Origin of the sequence: Tsuneonella suprasediminis (assembly GCF_003605755.1) — a bacterium.
GTDB classification, from domain to species: domain Bacteria; phylum Pseudomonadota; class Alphaproteobacteria; order Sphingomonadales; family Sphingomonadaceae; genus Tsuneonella; species Tsuneonella suprasediminis.
Map to the genome: position 1 here is coordinate 422145 of NZ_RAHJ01000018.1, position 15795 is coordinate 437939.

Genomic DNA, 15795 nt, shown 5'->3' on the forward strand with positions numbered 1-15795 from the left:
CACGTGGCCCTGAAACCCGGCAATTCCCTCTCCCGCGAAGAGAAACGCGCCCAGCAACAGGCCGCGCAGGACGATGTCCTGTTGCGCGAAGTCGACGATGCCGTGCGGCAGGATCAATATGCGGACTTCAGCCGTAAATATGGCAGGCCTCTGCTGGCGATCGTGGTTGTGGGGCTGCTGGCGTTCGGCGGATACCTCTGGTGGCACGAACACCGTGAGGGTCAATACGAAGCGGATTCGGAAACGTTCGTATCCGCCCTCGACAAAGTGCAGGCAGGCGATCTGGCCAGCGGTGACAAGGGGCTGGCCCCTGTTATCGAAAATGGCGAACCGGGCGCCGCAGCATCGGCACAACTGCTGAAAGCCGGCATCGCGATGGAACAGGGCAAGGCGGCCGAGGCAGGCAAACTGTTTGAAGCGGTCGCCGCCGATGCCAAGGCGCCGCAAACATTGCGCGATCTGGCGACGGTGCGTGCAGTCGCTGCCAACTACGACACGATGAAGCCCGCCGATGTCGTTTCCCGCCTGCAACCGCTGGTCGCGCCGGACAAGCCGTGGTTCCCCGTGGCCGGGGAAATGCTGGCAATGGCCTATCTCGATCAGGGCAAGAATGCCGAAGCGGGCAAGCTGTTCGCACAGATCGTGCGGGACAAGAATACATCGGAAACATTGAAATCGCGGGCGCGGCAGATGGCCGGGTTGCTGGGTGTCGATGCGATCGACGATGTGGACAAAGTGCTGAAAGAGCAAGAAGTTGGCCCTGCATCGCAAGGCGGCGCGGGGGCGCCCCAATAATGAATGCAGGCCGCGACGCAATCACAGGAAATGGATACCGCATGACTGGCAAGGCAATTTCCATCACCGGGCGCGTGCTGCTGATCGCAGCATTGTCGGTCGGTCTGACTGGCTGCAAGGTATTTGGCGGTAAAGACGCCAAAGTGACCCCTACGGTCGGTAATCGTATGCCGATCCTGTCGCGCATCGAAAGCGGCGCGAAAGTCGATCCGGCGTTGGCCGGGGTCTCCGTGGTGTTGCCGACGCCGCAAGCCAACACCGAATGGGCACAGCCAGGAGGCACTGCAGGCAAGACACCCGGCAATCTGGCATTGTCCGATAGCCCGCAACGGATATGGACCGCGCAGATCGCCGGTTCGAGCGATCGCCGCCGACTGGCTGCGGCCCCGGTGGTCGGCGCAGGCAAGCTGTTCGTGTCCGATACCAACGGCACGGTGAACGCGTTCGATGCCAATACCGGCGCAAAGCTGTGGTCGCGCAGCACCGAAACCGAAGGTGCCCCGGCGGCGGCCAATTTTGGCGGCGGGGCCAGTTTCGCCAACGGCCATGTTTATGCCACCAACGGTGTGGGTGAGGTGGTGGCGCTCGATGCGGAAACCGGCAACGAACTGTGGCGCGCGCATCCCTCGGGCCCGCTGCGCGGTTCACCGACGGTGGCGTTCGGTTCGGTCTATGTCATGACACAGGACAACCAGATTTTCGCGTTGTCCGAAACCGATGGCTCGTTGCAATGGCAGGAATCGGGATCGAGTGCGCAGACCGGTGTGTTCGGCGTGGCCGCCCCCGCTGCGGGGCAAGGCACTGTGATCGCCGGTTATTCGACTGGCGAGCTGGCGGCATATCGTTATGAAAACGGGCGCACTTTGTGGTCGGATGCACTGGCGCGCACGTCGATTTCCACCGAAGTGGGATCGCTGACCGATATCGATGCCGATCCGATCATCGACAGCGGCCGGGTCTATGCTCTGGGGCAGGGTGGCCGCATGGCCGCTTACGAACTGGCCACCGGGCAGCGTATCTGGGAACTCAATCTGGCGGGCATCTCGACCCCGGCAGTGGCGGGTGAATGGATCTTCACTCTGACCGACAGCGCCAAGCTGCTGGCGATTGCCCGCAATACCGGCAAAGTCCGCTGGCTGACCGATCTGCCGCAGTATCGCAACGAGAAGAAGAAAACCGACCCGATCTTCTGGACCGGGCCGGTGCTGGCTGGAAACCAGCTGTGGATCGCCAATACGCAAGGCGAAATCTGGCGAGTCAGCAGCGGGGAAGGCTCGGCTACGTCGTGGACCAAGTTCAAGAGCGCGATCAGCCTGCCGCCGATCGTCGCCAACCAGACGCTGTATGTACTGGACGACAGCGGCCGGATCACCGCTTTCCGTTAAAGCGACCGTTGCTGCTGCTGTAATGGCGAGGGCGGGATGGGGCCAGGTTTCCAGCCTCTTAACCCTTTTGCCCTAAGGCGGACGCGCATATGAGCGCTCACCGCCCCGACACCTCCGCTCGCCGCCCGGCGAGCGATGTATCTGCCGCAGTCGGCATGGCCGGTCTCGCTGGTCTGTTCGTATGGGTGATGATCTGCCGCCATTGGCCGTGGCTGATCGATATGTTCGGCTTGCCGGGGCCCGATGCCCGGCTCGACGGTCCGAACGCCGCGCTGGCCGGGCTGGTGTTTACCTCGCTGCCAATGGCGGCGGTGTCGTTGTTGAAAGACAAGGTTCACCGTCGCCCGTCCACCGGGATATCCTGGGGTCTGCGCCGCAAACTGTCGGAAACGCAGGAGATTTCCTGTACCAAGCTGGTCGGTCTGTGGGCGACATGGGCGGCGATCGCTGCGATCTATTGCCTCGCGCGGTGGTATTGGGACGGGCAGTATCTGTTTGCGATGGAAGTGCTGAAATATGCCGCGCTACCGATGTTCGCGCTGTCGATCCCTTATGTCCTGTGGCTCGACAGGTTTATGATCGAACCGCGCGATCATGCGTGGCATTTCGGTGCGTTGCTGCTGGGGCGGGAGGCATACGATCCGGCGGAAGTGAAGAAGCACTGGCGTGCATGGGTTATCAAGGGGTTCTTCGGCGCGTTCATGATCTCGATCCTGCCGCCGGGGTTTCAGGAAGCGGTCAACGTCGATTTAAGCGCCATCGCCGCCGATCCGGTGAAACTGGGCATGGCGCTGGTCAGCTTGCTGTTTCTGGTGGACGTGCAACTGGGCACAGTCGGCTATCTCGTCACGTTCCGCCCGCTCGACGCACATATCCGCAGCGGCAATCCATTCGTGGCCGGATGGGTCGCGGCGCTGCTGTGCTACCCCCCGCTGAACGGCGTGGGCCTGCTCGATTACAATGTTGGCACACCGGGCTGGGCGGAGAATAACTGGGCGTTCTGGTTCGCCGGGCACACCTATCTGATGTGGATATGGGCGGCACTGCTGATGGTGCTGACCGCGATCTATGCCTGGGCGACGGTGGCGTTTGGTCTGCGTTTTTCCAACCTTACCTATCGCGGTGTCATCACCAACGGCCCTTATGCGTTTACCCGCCATCCGGCTTATCTGGCGAAAAACACGTTCTGGTGGCTGTCCACTCTGCCGTTTCTGGTGACCTCGGGATCGTGGACCGACCCGATTCGCAATGTCTTCTTCCTCGCCTGTGTTAGCGGAATTTACTACTGGCGCGCCCGGACGGAAGAGATGCACCTGCTGTCCGAAGATGCGAAGTATCGGGAATACCACGCGTGGATGGCCGAACACGGCCTTGTCACGGCGCGCCTCCGCAAATTGCTGCGGCTTCTGCGCCCGCGTGGCCCGGTGATGCGTCGGGCACCCGCCCCGGCGAAGTAGTGCTGGGCTGTGGATGGCGTTGCGCCAGAAGAAAACCGGGATTGCGGTTCGTGAAGCGGGGAGACGTGTGGTCCCTGGATCGCCACGTCGCCTGCGGCTCTTCGCAGTGACAAGTTAAGGAGGTGGTTGCTACCGCTCCACTGCGTCGTGCCGACCTGATCGGCAGGCCTGCTCAATTTCGCATCGCAGTTCCGGGTAATCCGTCAGACCGGTTCACCTTCGTCGGTTTCGTATAGCTTCAGATCGCGGTCGGTAATGCGCAGCTGAGCGAACTGTGCGCGCCATGAAGCGAGGTGCGGTGTGGCGAAGTGCGCGGCCAGCACAGCACGGTCGCGCCATGCTTCCGATACGTGGATCACTGTCGGGTCCAAAACATCCTGAGCATAGGAATAGCGGATGCAGCCGTCTTCTGCCCGACTGGCAGCAACCATTGCGGCCATGGCGGGGAGCGCCGCTTGCAGCCCGTCTGCCCGGATGCGAACTGTGCCGACGACCAGGATCATACGCGGCTCAGAAACTGTATTTGTACACCCGGCTGATATCGCCGCCCCATTCGCCATTGTACATGTCGAGCAGGCGCTGTGCGGGCACTTTGCCGCTGGCGACGATTTCATCGAGCGTTTCGAGGAAGCCGGTTTCGTTGTCGCCGCCCGAATTGAGCCGCGCCCGCGATTTCAGCCCGTTGCGCGCGATGGCGAGCACTTCGGGGCCGATATCGCGCAAAGTCTTGCCGCCGGGGATCGGCGCGTCGAGCGCCAGACGGGGCACCGATGTTCGCAGCGTTTCACGCTCTTCCATCGACCAGTCTTTCACCAGATCCCATGCGGCATCGAGCGAGCCTTGATCGTACAGCAGCCCGACCCACAGTGCGGGCAGCGCACAGATCCGGCTCCACGGCCCGCCATCGGCACCGCGCATTTCGAGGAACGACTTGAGCCGCACTTCGGGGAATGCGGTGGACAAGTGATCCCACCAGTCGCCTTCGGTCGGTTTCTCGCCCGGCAGGGCAGGTAGTTTGCCTTCCAGAAAATCGCGGAAGCTCTGCCCGGCGGCGTCGATGTATTTGCCGTCGCGGAACACGAAATACATCGGCACGTCGAGCATGTAATCGACATAGGCTTCGTATCCGAAACCGTCTTCGAACACGAACGGCAGCATGCCGGTGCGCGCCGGATCGGTGTCCGACCAGATGTGGCTGCGGTAAGAAAGGAAGCCGTTGGGCTTGCCTTCGGTAAAGGGCGAATTGGCGAACAATGCCGTGGCCAGCGGTTGCAGCGCCAGACTGGTGCGGAACTTCTGCGCCATGTCGGCTTCGCTGCTATAATCGAGATTGACCTGAATAGTGCAGGTCCGCAGCATCATATCGAGGCCGAGCGAGCCGACGCGCGGCATGTGCCGCATCATAATCTCGTACCGCCCCTTGGGCATGACCGGCAGTTCCGCGCGCGTCTTGTCGGGCCACATGCCCAGACCGAGAAAGCCGACGCCGAAGCGTTCGCCGATTGCCTTCACCTGTTCCAGATGGCGGCCGGTTTCAGCGCATGTCTGGTGGAGGTTTTCCAGCGGCGCGCCCGACAGTTCCAGCTGTCCGGCGGGTTCGAGGCTGACAGTTCCGTCGTCTCCGCTCATCGCGATGACTTTGCCGCCTTCTTCCACCGGGCTCCAGCCGAATTCCTGCAATGCCAGCAGGATATCGCGGATGCCGCCGGGCTCGTCATAACTCGGCGCGGCAAAATCCTTGCGCCGGAACACCAGCTTTTCATGCTCGGTGCCGATGCGCCATTTGTCCGCCGGTTTCGCACCGGAGGCAAGGGGGGCAATTAGCTGGTCGCGGCTCTCGATAACCGGATCGGCCTGCTCGGATGTGGTCCGCGTGCTCATGGTCGTTGGCCGTAAGCAACCCAATCTTCACGCGCCAGAGAATTCTTCTTTCAGCACGTTCGTATGGCCTGTGACGCAGGAAACCCTCACCCGTCATTGCTAGGGGCTGCAGGCGATGTGGCAATCCATGAGGCGAGGGTGGCTGCGGTTGGCGACTGTTGTGTTAGGGCGGAGAGGGCGGTCCATGGATTGCTTCGCTACGCTAGCAATGACGAGGGAGTAGCGAGGGCGGAGCCTCTTACCAGTCGCCAGCAGCACCCATCCATAGCGCCATTGCCGCAATCGCTGCGGTTTCGCCGCGGAGGATTCGCGGGCCGAGAGTGATCGCACAGGCGGCCGGGTGGGCGCGGATAGCGGTGCGTTCGGCATCGTCGAACCCGCCTTCCGGCCCGATCAGGATCGCGGCAGGCGCCCCGGCGGCGGTGAAGGCGGCGGCGGCAGGTTCGCCGCCCAGTTCATCGGCAAAGAACAGCGCGCGTTCAGCGGGCCAGTCGCGCAGCAACGCGTCGAGCGTAACCGGCGCGGCCAGTTCGGGGAGCGCGGTGCGGGCGCATTGTTCGGCGGCCTCTGTCGTAACGGTCCGTGCCCGGTCGAGGTTGAGCTTGTCCGCCACGCAGCGGCGCGTCACCACCGCACGGATCGCGGCCACGCCCAGTTCGGTTGCCTTTTCCAGCACGGTGTCGAACCGGTCTTTCTTCAGCAAAGCCGGGCACAACCACAGATCGGGCACAGCCTCGCGCAAGCGCAGCCGTTCCACCGGTTCCAGCACGACATCGCGCTTGCCAGCCGATACCATGCGTGCGGCCCATTCGCCGGTCGCGTCGTCGCACAGGATCACGGCGTCGCCTTCGCTCACCCGCATCACGCGGCAGAGATAGTGCGCAGGGTTGCCTGAAACTGTCACCGGCATTCCTGCCGCCAGCGGAGCGGGAACGAACAGGCGCGGCGCGCTGCGGGGCGGCCAGGCGGGAACCTTCGGATCGTGTGTTACAGCCATGACTATGCAGTTGGCACGCGCGGCGTTAGGGGACAAGCCGTGACCGAACAGGCAACGCCCGAACCCATCGTCCCAGACAGCGAACATCGCGGACTGATCGCGCGCCTGCCGCAAGTGCCGCGCGATCTGGCCATGCTTGCCCGGTTCGATCGACCGATTGGCTGGTGGCTGCTGTTCTGGCCGTGCACATGGGGTGTGTGGCTGGCCGGCGGCGGATTGCAGATCGCGCTGGTGGCATGGATGTTGCTCGGCTCGATCGCGATGCGCGGGGCCGGGTGCGTTTACAACGATATCGTCGATGCCGATCTGGACCGGCAGGTGGCGCGCACTGCCAGCCGCCCGGTTGCCAGCGGTCGTATTTCCGCGAAGCTGGCGTGGATCTGGTTGCTGGCGCTGTGTGCGGTGGGGCTTGTCGTGCTGTTGCAATTGCGCTGGCAGGCGCAGGTTGTGGCGCTAGGCAGTATCGCGCTGGTCATCGCCTATCCTTTCATGAAGCGGATTACATGGTGGCCGCAGGCCTGGCTGGGGCTGGTGTTCACATGGGGCGCGCCGACCGGATGGGTCGCGATGCGGAGCGACCGGCTCGACGTGCTCGCTGCGCTTTATGGCGGGGCAATCCTGTGGTGCATCGCATACGATACGATCTACGCCTTGCAGGATCGGGAGGATGACGCGCTGGTCGGTATCCGCTCCAGCGCGCTCCGGCTGGGCGGCCATGTCAAAGCGGGCGTGGCATTGTTTTACGGCGGTGCAGTGGCGCTGTGGGCGCTGGCGTTCTGGCTGCTGCGGCACGACTGGATCGCGCTGCTTGCGCTGATCCCGGCGGCGGCGCATCTGAGCTGGCAGGTCGCCACTCTTGACGAGCGCGACCCGACCAATCCCCTGACCCGCTTCCGCGCCAACCGCTTCGCCGGGGCGCTGATGGCAGCGGCCTGTTTCGTGGTCGGCAGTTCGTAACCTCTATGCGTGTGGGGGGCATGATTTGGTCCGTGTCGCTCCACTTGTCGTTGCGAGGAGCCGTCAGGCGACGTGGCAGTCCGCGGATTGCTTCGCGGCGCTCGCAATGACGAGAGGGGGGAGGGGAATTGCAATGATGCAGGGGTGGGTCGTATCTTCCCTGTCCCGTCACCCCGGCCTCCGAGCCGGGGTCCAGCCTATCTTCCGGCGTGACGCTTCAAAAACAGCGCCGCCATCGCAAACCCTGCCAGCGAATCTCACGAATAGCTGACGATTTCCCATTCGATCCCGTCCCAGTCGTAGAAATAGAACCGCCGTCCCGGTTCGTAATCGGCGTGGTTGAATGGCTCCAGCCCGGCGTCGCTCACAACTGTCTCCGCTGCGTCGAGATCGTCGACCACTACCCCGATGTGGTTGAGCGGCACACCCTTCTGGAAGCTGCCTTTGGTGCTGGGGTGCGTGTAGAGCGCGACATACGTATCGTCGTTACCGCAATGAATCGAATGGCCACCGCCGATAGCGGGGCCTTCCCAGCGCACCCGCCATCCGGCCAGCTTGCTGAGGAAGTCCGCGCTGCGGCGGGGGTCGGTGACGGAGATATTCACGTGTTCGAGTGTTCCGGTGGGCATTGCCTCAATCCTTCGTATCAATCGGTGTCCGGTCAGTGCCGGGCGGGGCGGCGAATCGCCCGCTTGTCGTTGATGCAACCTCAAGCTAACTTGAGGTCAAGGAGTTTGTGTAATGCCCCGTCATTTGCGCGCCAGCGATCTGCTGACCATCGGTGAACTGGCTCGGCGCACCGGGTTGTCTGTGTCAGCGATCCGTTATTACGAGGAACGCGGGCTGGTCGAACCGATCCGCACCGGCGGCAATCAGCGGCGCTTCCCGCGTAGCGATATCCGGCGGCTCAGCTTCGTGCTGATCGCGCAGCAGCTTGGCCTGTCGCTGGGCGATATAGAGGAGGAGCTGCGCCGTCTGCCGCATGGCCGCACACCCGACGCGCGCGACTGGCAGCGGATCAGCGGGCGGGTACGCGAAGCCATCGACGCGAAAATCGCCATTCTGAAAAAGACTCGCGAGGATCTCGACGGGTGTATCGGTTGCGGATGCCTCAGCCTGGCGCGGTGCAAGCTCTATAACCCGCAGGATAAATGGGCGGCGGAGGGGGCAGGGCCGCGCGTGCTGCGTTGATTACGATTCCGGCCCCAGTTCCGGGTCGAGATCGCGCGGGCGGGCAAAATGGACCAGCTTGCCGCAATCCTTGCCCAGATCGGCCCAGTCGTCGATTGCCAGTTCCAGCACTGCGAATGTTGCCGTGGGGAATTTCACCGCCGCTTCATCGAACAGCGCGTTTTCGTTGGCGGGGGATACCAGCGTGAACAGCAGATCCTGCAAACCGGGGTTGTGCCCCGCCAGCAGTACGCAGGATGCATCGCCCGCATGATCGCGGATCGCATCGATCAGAGTGTCGGCATCGGCCAGATAGACGCGCTTGTCGAATTCGGGTGTCAGTTCGGGAAGGGCAGCAGCCAGTGTTTGCCGGACACGTTCGGCCGGGCTGGCGATCACGCGGTCCCACTTTACACCGTGATCGCGGATATGATCCCCGATCACCTTCGCTCCGCGTCGCCCGCGATCGTTCAGGCCCCGGTCGAAATCGCGGGTGCCCATATCGTCCCAGTCGGACTTGGCGTGGCGCAGGAGGCCGAGCAACTTGGGCACGGTCAGATCATCCTTCGAACGGTGGGGCCGAGGCATCGGCATGGCTCGCCGTTTCGAAAACACTGTTGGCGAGCCGTTGTAAAGCCTCCTCCAGCGTCAGACGCAAAACAGGCGTCCCTTCAGGGAAGGCAGAGAGCAAGCGGCTGGGGAATGCAGGCGACAGGACAACGAAGTGCCCGGCATCGTTTCGGCTGCGAATCAGCCGCCCGAATGCCTGCGCTAGCCGGGCGCGGATCAGGCGGTCGTCATACGCGCTGCCGCCGCCCGCCGCGCGGCGGGCGCGGTGCAGGATCGTCGGGCGCGGCCAAGGGACTTGTTCCATCACGACGCAGCGCAAGCTGCGGCCCGGCACATCGACCCCGTCGCGCAGGGCATCGGTGCCCAGCAGACTGGCCGCCGGATCGTCTCGGAAAATGTCCACCAATGTGCCGGTGTCGATCGGATCGACGTGCTGCGCGTACAGCGGCAATCCGCTGCGCGCGAGCCGGTCGGCAATGCGGCCATGCACCGCGCGCATCCGGCGGATCGCAGTGAACAGGCCCAGCACGCCGCCACCGCACGCCTCGATAATCCGCCCATAGGCCCCTGCCAGCGCGGGAATGTCGCCCTTGCGGATATCGGTTACGATCAGCACTTCGGCGCGGTTGGCGTAATCGAACGGGCTTTCGAATTCGCCCAGCATCGGTGCGCTGTCGATATGCGCCGCGCCGCTGCGGGCGATGGCGGCATCCCATTCGGCCCCGTCTTTCAATGTCGCGCTGGTCAGCATCACGCCATGGGCGGGTTCGAGCACGACACGGGCAAACGGCTTCATCGGATCGAGCCAGTGGCGGTGCAGCCCGATATCGAATTCGCGCGCTTCGTTGCGGTCGACCGCCAGCCAGTCCACGAATTCGGGATCGCCCGGCCCGCCCAGCCGGTCGAGCAAAGCCTCCCACGCGGACAGCAAGTCGCACCGCCAGGTCAGCGAATGTCGCGCGCCTTCGATCCGCGCCCGGCCCTGCGCGTCGAGCCAGTCGGGAGGGTCAGCCAGTATCGCCTCCAGCCGCCCGCCCAGTCGCAACAATGGCGAACGGATCGCGGCCAGCGCCTCTGCTGCTTGCCCGGCCAGTTCCACCACCGGGCCATCCAGCCCGGCCGCTTCTGTTTCGATGCCATAGCCTGCTTCCTGCCCGCCGCTTTCATCGCGGGCATATGTCACCGCGCGCACTGCACCCAGCAATGCCTCCACCGGGCCGGCAGGTACGCTTTCGTTCAGCCGTTGCAGCCAGCCATCGGCGGGCAAGGCCTGCGCCGCTTCCACCGCGGCCTCTATCGCGTCGCCGCCTGCGTCGTCGTAACTGGCGATATCGGCAAGGCGTGCGGAGAGGCCCCGTCGGCGGCCCTTGTGCGATTTTTCCGGGCCGATGATCCAGCGGCGCAATTCGATCGCCTCCGCCCCGGTCAGCGCAGCGGCGAACGTGCTGTCGGCAGCTTCGAATACGTGGTGCCCTTCGTCGAACACCACGCGGGTCGGGCGCTGGGCATGGTCGCGGCCCCGCGCTGCGTTGACCATCACCAGCGCATGATTGGCGATCACCAGATCGGCCTGCGCGCTGGCCCGCGCGGCATGTTCGATGAAGCATTTGCGGTAATGCGGGCACCCGGCATAGACGCATTCGCCGCGCTGATCGGTGAGTGCGGCAATGCCGCGCTTGCGGAACAGCGAGCCGAGCCAACCGGGCAGATCGCCACCGATCATATCGCCATCCTGCGAAAATGCCGCCCATCGCGCCACCAGATGCGCCAGCACAGCGGGGCGCCCGGAAAAGCCGCCTTGCAGCGCGTCTTCCAGATTGAGCAGGCAGAGATAGTTTTCGCGCCCTTTCCGCACGACCACGGGGCGGCTGCCATCGCGGCGCACCGGCGGCCACGCGCGCCCGCTTTCCTGCCGCAACTGGCGTTGCAGGTTCTTGGTATAAGTCGAAACCCACACGGTTCCGCCCGACCGTTCGGCCCACAGCGATGCCGGAGCGAGATAGCCCAGCGTCTTGCCGATCCCGGTGCCTGCCTGCGCCAGCAACAAATGCGGCACTTCACGGCGGGGGCGCGGGGCGAACACTTTGCTGGCATCGCGCGAATAACGGCGCTGTCCCTCGCGCTGTTCGGCGCCGTCACCGGTGAGCCGTTCGAGCCGCGCTTCCACTTCCGCCTCTTCGATCAGGACATTGGCGGGTTGGCCGCGTTCGGGGCTTTCTTCCCACTCGGACAATCGGGCGAACAGCCATTTTTCTGCCCGTTCTGGCTTGCGGACATGCGGGGCGAGGATGTTCGCCCATGGCCAGCGCAGACGGACCAGCGATTGCAGGCTGGACCATGCGCCGTCGCGTTCGGCCCACTCCTCGCTCTCGCACGTGGCCAGCAGATGACCGGCAGCGCGCTGCAGGAATGCCGGCACGCCATCGTCGCTGGCCGGTTCGTCTATGCCCAGAGCATGGGCCAGTCCGCGCGGGGTCGGCACCGCGAACCGTGCCGGATGGACGAAAGCGAACAGTTCCAGCAGATCGAGCCCCGACAGATCGGGATAGCCCAGCCGGTTGGCGACCAGCGGGGCATTGAGGATCAGCAGCGGCGTATCGGCCACGGCCATCACCGCCTCGCCCTTGCTCACACCGCGTGTGCCGCCAATGCCATCGCGCAACCATGTGCCCGCGTGGCTGGCATGAAGGGCGGGGAGGGGCAGCGGTTCGGCCATCGCCGGGACCATGAAGTCGCCGGAACGAAAAGTAAACAGATCAGCGGATTGCGTGTGGCATGGCCTATCCATTCACCGCGCCCGATCGGCAGCTTGCCGCGAATTTCAAATGAAAATTCATTTGAAAACAATGCAATATGAATTTTGGCCAATTGGGCTGTCTGGAACTGTGGCGAAACAGTGACCGTTTTTAATGGCATGACGAAGACCCCCAATCCGCTCGCTTGCGCCCCCGTCGCGATTGCGATGGCCGCGCTCCTCCCCGCTGCCGCGATGGCTCAGGATGCCACGAGCACGTCGCAGCCTGTAATCGTGCTCGACAGTGCCTCCGCCGGATCGCAAAGTCGGCCCGACACGGTAACGCTGCCCGTCACTACACCTGCACCGCAGCCGCCCGCAGCCAGCGTGCCGCTGGATATGCCGATGGCTGCGCCGGTCGATGCCACGGCAGTGCCACCGCCGGTCGCGACCACCCGCACCGCGCCTGCTTCCCTGTCTGAGGCCGCTAATGAGGCGCCCATCGAGCGAAGCGTTGCCCCGGCTCAGCAGAATCGCTCCACGGCAACAACCGGTGCACGTGCCGATTCCGCGCGGAATGCATCGGCGGTGACCGACGGGCGCGATGCGATAGCCGCCGGCAACGCCGCCCCCAATGCGGTGTCGGAAATGACCGTGGATGGCGAACCGCTGGCAGAAGACGCGCCGGTTGCTGCTCCGCTGGCAGCCAACGTTGCCGCCAATCCCGCCCAGCAACCCGATCGGGGAGAAGGCATTCCGCTCGAAGTCCTGATCGCTTTGCTGGCCGCCGGTGGCATTAGTGCGGGCACCTATCTTATGCTGCGTTCGCGGAGCCGTCGCCGTGCCTCCACCACAGCGCAGATTGCGCCGGTCAGGCCGCGCCAGCCTGCCCCGTCCGCCGCTGAGCCGGTGTTCGAGCGCGAGCCCCAGGTCACCGCGCTGGATGCTGCCCCGGCGCTGGCCATTCCCGCTGCAAGGACTGCGCCGCAAGCTGATGCGTTTGCCGGAAACTATGCGCCGTATCGGCCTGAACCAGCTAGCGACCGCAGTGGAGTGCCGCTGCCTGACGAATTGCCGCAGACATTCGAGGAGCGCGATGCGCTGCTGCACCGCATGATTGCCGCAGCGCCGGATCGCGCGAACCCGTTCCGTTCGCCCCGTGCGCGTGCCCGCCGCGCCCGGCTGATCCTCCAGTCGCTTGGCCGTCGCTTTGAAAAGGTGAAGCCACGGATCGATTTGCGGCAGTACGCCTATCACTGGCCTGCGCTGCGCGGCTGGAAACCGGCATCTGCATAACTTGGGGCCAAGCCCCGGCGTCCCTTCCTTCAATGACTCTCCCTGTCGGATGGAAGGAGCGCACTTTATTGGCAATCCGCCCGTCTGTCCTACAGACGGGCGGATCGTTTATTGTCGGGTTATGACCACCGGTTGCACACTATCGATTTGCCGTTCCAACTGTCGATTTGGCGAAGTCCACAGTGTGCTTTGGAAAGTCACACGTAATATATTGAAAGATAATATAAAACGGGCAAAAGTCACACTTTTCAAAACTCGAAGGAGCGTTCCATGTCTGTGCCGCACAGCGTTGTTCGCACTTGCAACCGGGGCGGGCATGGGCATAGGCGCGCTGATATGACCGATAATGCACTGACAGAAGCCGCTCGCGTGTCCAAGGCATGGCCGTTTGAGGAAGCGCGCAAGCTGCTCAAACGCTATCCCGATGGCAAACCGGGCGGCGAACCGGTGCTGTTCGAAACGGGGTATGGTCCCAGCGGCCTGCCGCATATCGGCACATTTCAGGAAGTGCTCCGCACGACGCTGGTGCGCCGCGCATACGAGGCGTTGACCGGTGGTGCGCCTACCCGGCTGGTGGCATTCAGCGACGATATGGACGGGCTGCGTAAAGTGCCCGACAACGTGCCGAACGCGCAGTTGCTGCACGATAATCTGAACAAGCCGCTCAGCCGCATTCCCGATCCGTTCGGCAAGTTCGACAGCTTCGCCGCACACAACAATGCCATGCTGCGCGACTTCCTCGACCGGTTCGGTTTCGAATACGAGTTCGTGTCCTCTTCCGAACGTTACAATTCGGGCGCGTTCGACGATGCCTTGCGCGGGGTGCTGCGTAATTTCGGGGCGATCATGGACATCATGCTGCCGACCTTGCGCGAAGAACGGCGCAAGACATACTCCCCGGTCATGCCGATCAGCCCGACGACCGGCGCTGTACTGCAAGTGCCGGTGGAAGTGATCGATGCCGATGCGGGCATGATACGCTTCACCGATGAAGACGGGACTGTGATCGAACAGTCGGCTCTGTCAGGTCAGGCCAAGCTGCAATGGAAAGTCGACTGGGCGATGCGCTGGGTCGCGCTCGGCGTCGATTACGAGATGTATGGCAAGGATCTGACCGACAGCGGGGTGCAATCGGGGCGTATCGCCAAGGTACTGGGTGGCCGCAAGCCCGAAGGGCTGATCTACGAACTGTTCCTCGACGAGAAGGGAGAGAAGATCTCCAAGTCGAAGGGCAACGGTCTGACGATCGAAGAATGGCTGACTTACGGCAGCGACGATTCGCTGGGCTTCTACATCTTCCCCAATCCCAAAAGCGCCAAGAGCCTGCACGCCGGGGTGATCCCGCGCGCGGTGGACGATTACTGGCAGTTCCGCGAACGGCTGGCCGAACAGGAACTGGACAAGCAACTGGGCAACCCGGTGTGGCATCTGTTGCGCGCCAACCTCTCATCCGACCGCGGTGTGTCGAGTGAAACGCCGGGTGCGGGCGACAACCTGCCAGTGACATATGGCCTGCTGCTCAACCTCGTCGGAGTGTTGGGGGCGGAAGCGAATGCGGAGCAGGTGTGGTCCTACCTGGGCAACTATGTCGAGAATGCTACGCCCGAAGCGCATCCTGCGCTGGCGCAACTGGTCGATACCGCGCTGGCCTATAACCGCGACTTCGTGGCGCCGACCCTCAGCAAGCGCGCACCGACCGCGAACGAAGCGGCGGCGCTGCGGGCGCTCGACAGTGCGCTGGCCGGGATGGCCGCCGATACCTCGGCGGAAGATATCCAGACTGAAGTGTACGAGATCGGCAAGCGCGAGGAATTCGGCTTCGAATCGTTGCGCGACTGGTTCAGGGCGCAGTACGAAACACTGCTCGGTTCGGCGCAGGGGCCGCGCATGGGCAGCTTCATCGCGCTCTACGGCATTCCCGAAACCCGCGCGCTGATCGCAGAGGCGCTGGCGCGATGACAGGTCCGGCAACCGATCCAGACAAGCTCGCGCGTGACTTGCTGGGGCGGGTGCTGGAAGAGCTCGACGCGGAAGAACAGCGCGTTATCAAGCGCGTGGCTAGCGGCAGCTACCTCGGCATCGATGCAGACGAAGCGGCGCAACTGCATTCCAGCTTAGGCGATCGTCTGGCTGACCGGGTGGCGGCCGTGGGCGGCAGCTGGGGCTTCATCGTCGCATTTGGTGTGGTATTGCTGGCGTGGATGCTGGTGAACAGCGAAGTGCTGACCGATCTGGGGGTGCGCCCGTTTGACAAATACCCCTACATCTTCCTCAACCTGATGCTCTCTATGCTGGCGGCGATACAGGCGCCGGTCATCATGATGAGCCAGAACCGGCAGGCGGCGAAAGACCGGATCACCGCGCAGCACGATTACGAAGTCAACCTGCGGACCCAGCTCGAAATCCTGCGCCTGTCGCGTAAGATAGACCGGTTCGCCACGATGGTGCTGGAACGCGACGATGCCAAAACAGTGAAGCGGCGCGATCCCGACGAGGATTAGGGGGAGGTGGGGCAAGCGGGCTTTCTGCTCCACCCACTTACCGGCTCGTCAT

General features: G+C 63.7%; 14 protein-coding genes. 8 read left to right on the forward strand and 6 right to left on the reverse strand.

From position 1 onward, the window contains the following. Window positions 1-3 precede the first annotated feature (3 nt). From D6858_RS08030 to D6858_RS08040, 3 genes are all read left to right on the forward strand, one after another. A complete protein-coding gene (locus tag D6858_RS08030; RefSeq protein WP_120109594.1) occupies window positions 4-795 on the forward strand; it encodes a tetratricopeptide repeat protein in 792 nt (263 codons plus the stop codon). Between the two features lie 41 nt (window positions 796-836). Then, entirely contained in the window at window positions 837-2180 is a 1344-nt protein-coding gene (locus D6858_RS08035; protein WP_120108850.1) for an outer membrane protein assembly factor BamB family protein, read from the forward strand. Between the two features lie 89 nt (window positions 2181-2269). Next, window positions 2270-3637, forward strand: coding sequence for a methyltransferase family protein (locus D6858_RS08040; RefSeq protein ID WP_120108852.1), 1368 nt, complete (start codon window positions 2270-2272; stop codon window positions 3635-3637). Window positions 3638-3840: 203 nt separating this feature from the next. Here D6858_RS08040 and D6858_RS08045 read toward each other — a convergent pair whose 3' ends face one another. From D6858_RS08045 to D6858_RS08055, 3 genes are all read right to left on the reverse strand, one after another. Beyond that, complete coding sequence (locus D6858_RS08045; RefSeq protein ID WP_120108854.1) at window positions 3841-4140, reverse strand: putative quinol monooxygenase; 300 nt, start codon at window positions 4138-4140, stop codon at window positions 3841-3843. 7 nt (window positions 4141-4147) lie between these two features. Continuing rightward, the gene (locus tag D6858_RS08050; RefSeq protein ID WP_120108857.1) at window positions 4148-5518 is read right to left on the reverse strand and encodes a glutamate--cysteine ligase; all 1371 of its coding nucleotides are present in this window, start codon (window positions 5516-5518) and stop codon (window positions 4148-4150) included. Between the two features lie 238 nt (window positions 5519-5756). Then, a complete protein-coding gene (locus tag D6858_RS08055) occupies window positions 5757-6515 on the reverse strand; it encodes a 16S rRNA (uracil(1498)-N(3))-methyltransferase (RefSeq protein WP_120108859.1) in 759 nt (252 codons plus the stop codon). Window positions 6516-6554: 39 nt separating this feature from the next. On the opposite strand from D6858_RS08055, the gene ubiA reads away from it, so the two are divergent. Beyond that, complete coding sequence (gene ubiA / locus D6858_RS08060) at window positions 6555-7472, forward strand: 4-hydroxybenzoate octaprenyltransferase (protein ID WP_120108861.1); 918 nt, start codon at window positions 6555-6557, stop codon at window positions 7470-7472. A gap of 257 nt (window positions 7473-7729) precedes the next feature. Here ubiA and D6858_RS08065 read toward each other — a convergent pair whose 3' ends face one another. After that, the gene (locus D6858_RS08065) at window positions 7730-8101 is read right to left on the reverse strand and encodes a VOC family protein (RefSeq protein ID WP_120108863.1); all 372 of its coding nucleotides are present in this window, start codon (window positions 8099-8101) and stop codon (window positions 7730-7732) included. Window positions 8102-8213: 112 nt separating this feature from the next. Here D6858_RS08065 and soxR point away from each other — a divergent pair, with 112 nt between their 5' ends. Continuing rightward, on the forward strand, window positions 8214-8663 hold the full coding sequence (gene soxR, locus D6858_RS08070) for a redox-sensitive transcriptional activator SoxR (RefSeq protein WP_240623766.1): 450 nt from the start codon (window positions 8214-8216) through the stop codon (window positions 8661-8663). Here soxR and D6858_RS08075 read toward each other — a convergent pair whose 3' ends face one another. Then, window positions 8664-9230 (reverse strand): SixA phosphatase family protein, encoded by a 567-nt coding sequence (locus D6858_RS08075; RefSeq protein ID WP_120109598.1) that lies wholly within the window; start codon window positions 9228-9230, stop codon window positions 8664-8666. Further along, window positions 9202-11928 carry an ATP-dependent DNA helicase gene (locus D6858_RS08080; protein ID WP_120109600.1) on the reverse strand — a complete coding sequence of 909 codons (2727 nt, stop codon included), beginning with the start codon at window positions 11926-11928 and terminating at the stop codon, window positions 9202-9204. Before D6858_RS08080 ends, D6858_RS08075 begins: the two co-directional genes overlap by 29 nt. A 198-nt stretch (window positions 11929-12126) precedes the next feature. Here D6858_RS08080 and D6858_RS08085 point away from each other — a divergent pair, with 198 nt between their 5' ends. The 3 genes from D6858_RS08085 (at window position 12127) to D6858_RS08095 (ending at window position 15743) form a co-directional block, all read left to right on the forward strand. Continuing rightward, window positions 12127-13242, forward strand: coding sequence for a hypothetical protein (locus tag D6858_RS08085; protein WP_120108865.1), 1116 nt, complete (start codon window positions 12127-12129; stop codon window positions 13240-13242). A 336-nt stretch (window positions 13243-13578) separates the two neighbouring features. Then, window positions 13579-15201, forward strand: coding sequence for a lysine--tRNA ligase (locus D6858_RS08090; protein WP_120108868.1), 1623 nt, complete (start codon window positions 13579-13581; stop codon window positions 15199-15201). Next, window positions 15198-15743, forward strand: a complete 546-nt coding sequence (locus D6858_RS08095) for a DUF1003 domain-containing protein (protein WP_120108870.1) — start codon at window positions 15198-15200, stop codon at window positions 15741-15743. The genes D6858_RS08090 and D6858_RS08095 overlap by 4 nt, the downstream gene beginning before the upstream one ends. Window positions 15744-15795: the final 52 nt, after the last annotated feature.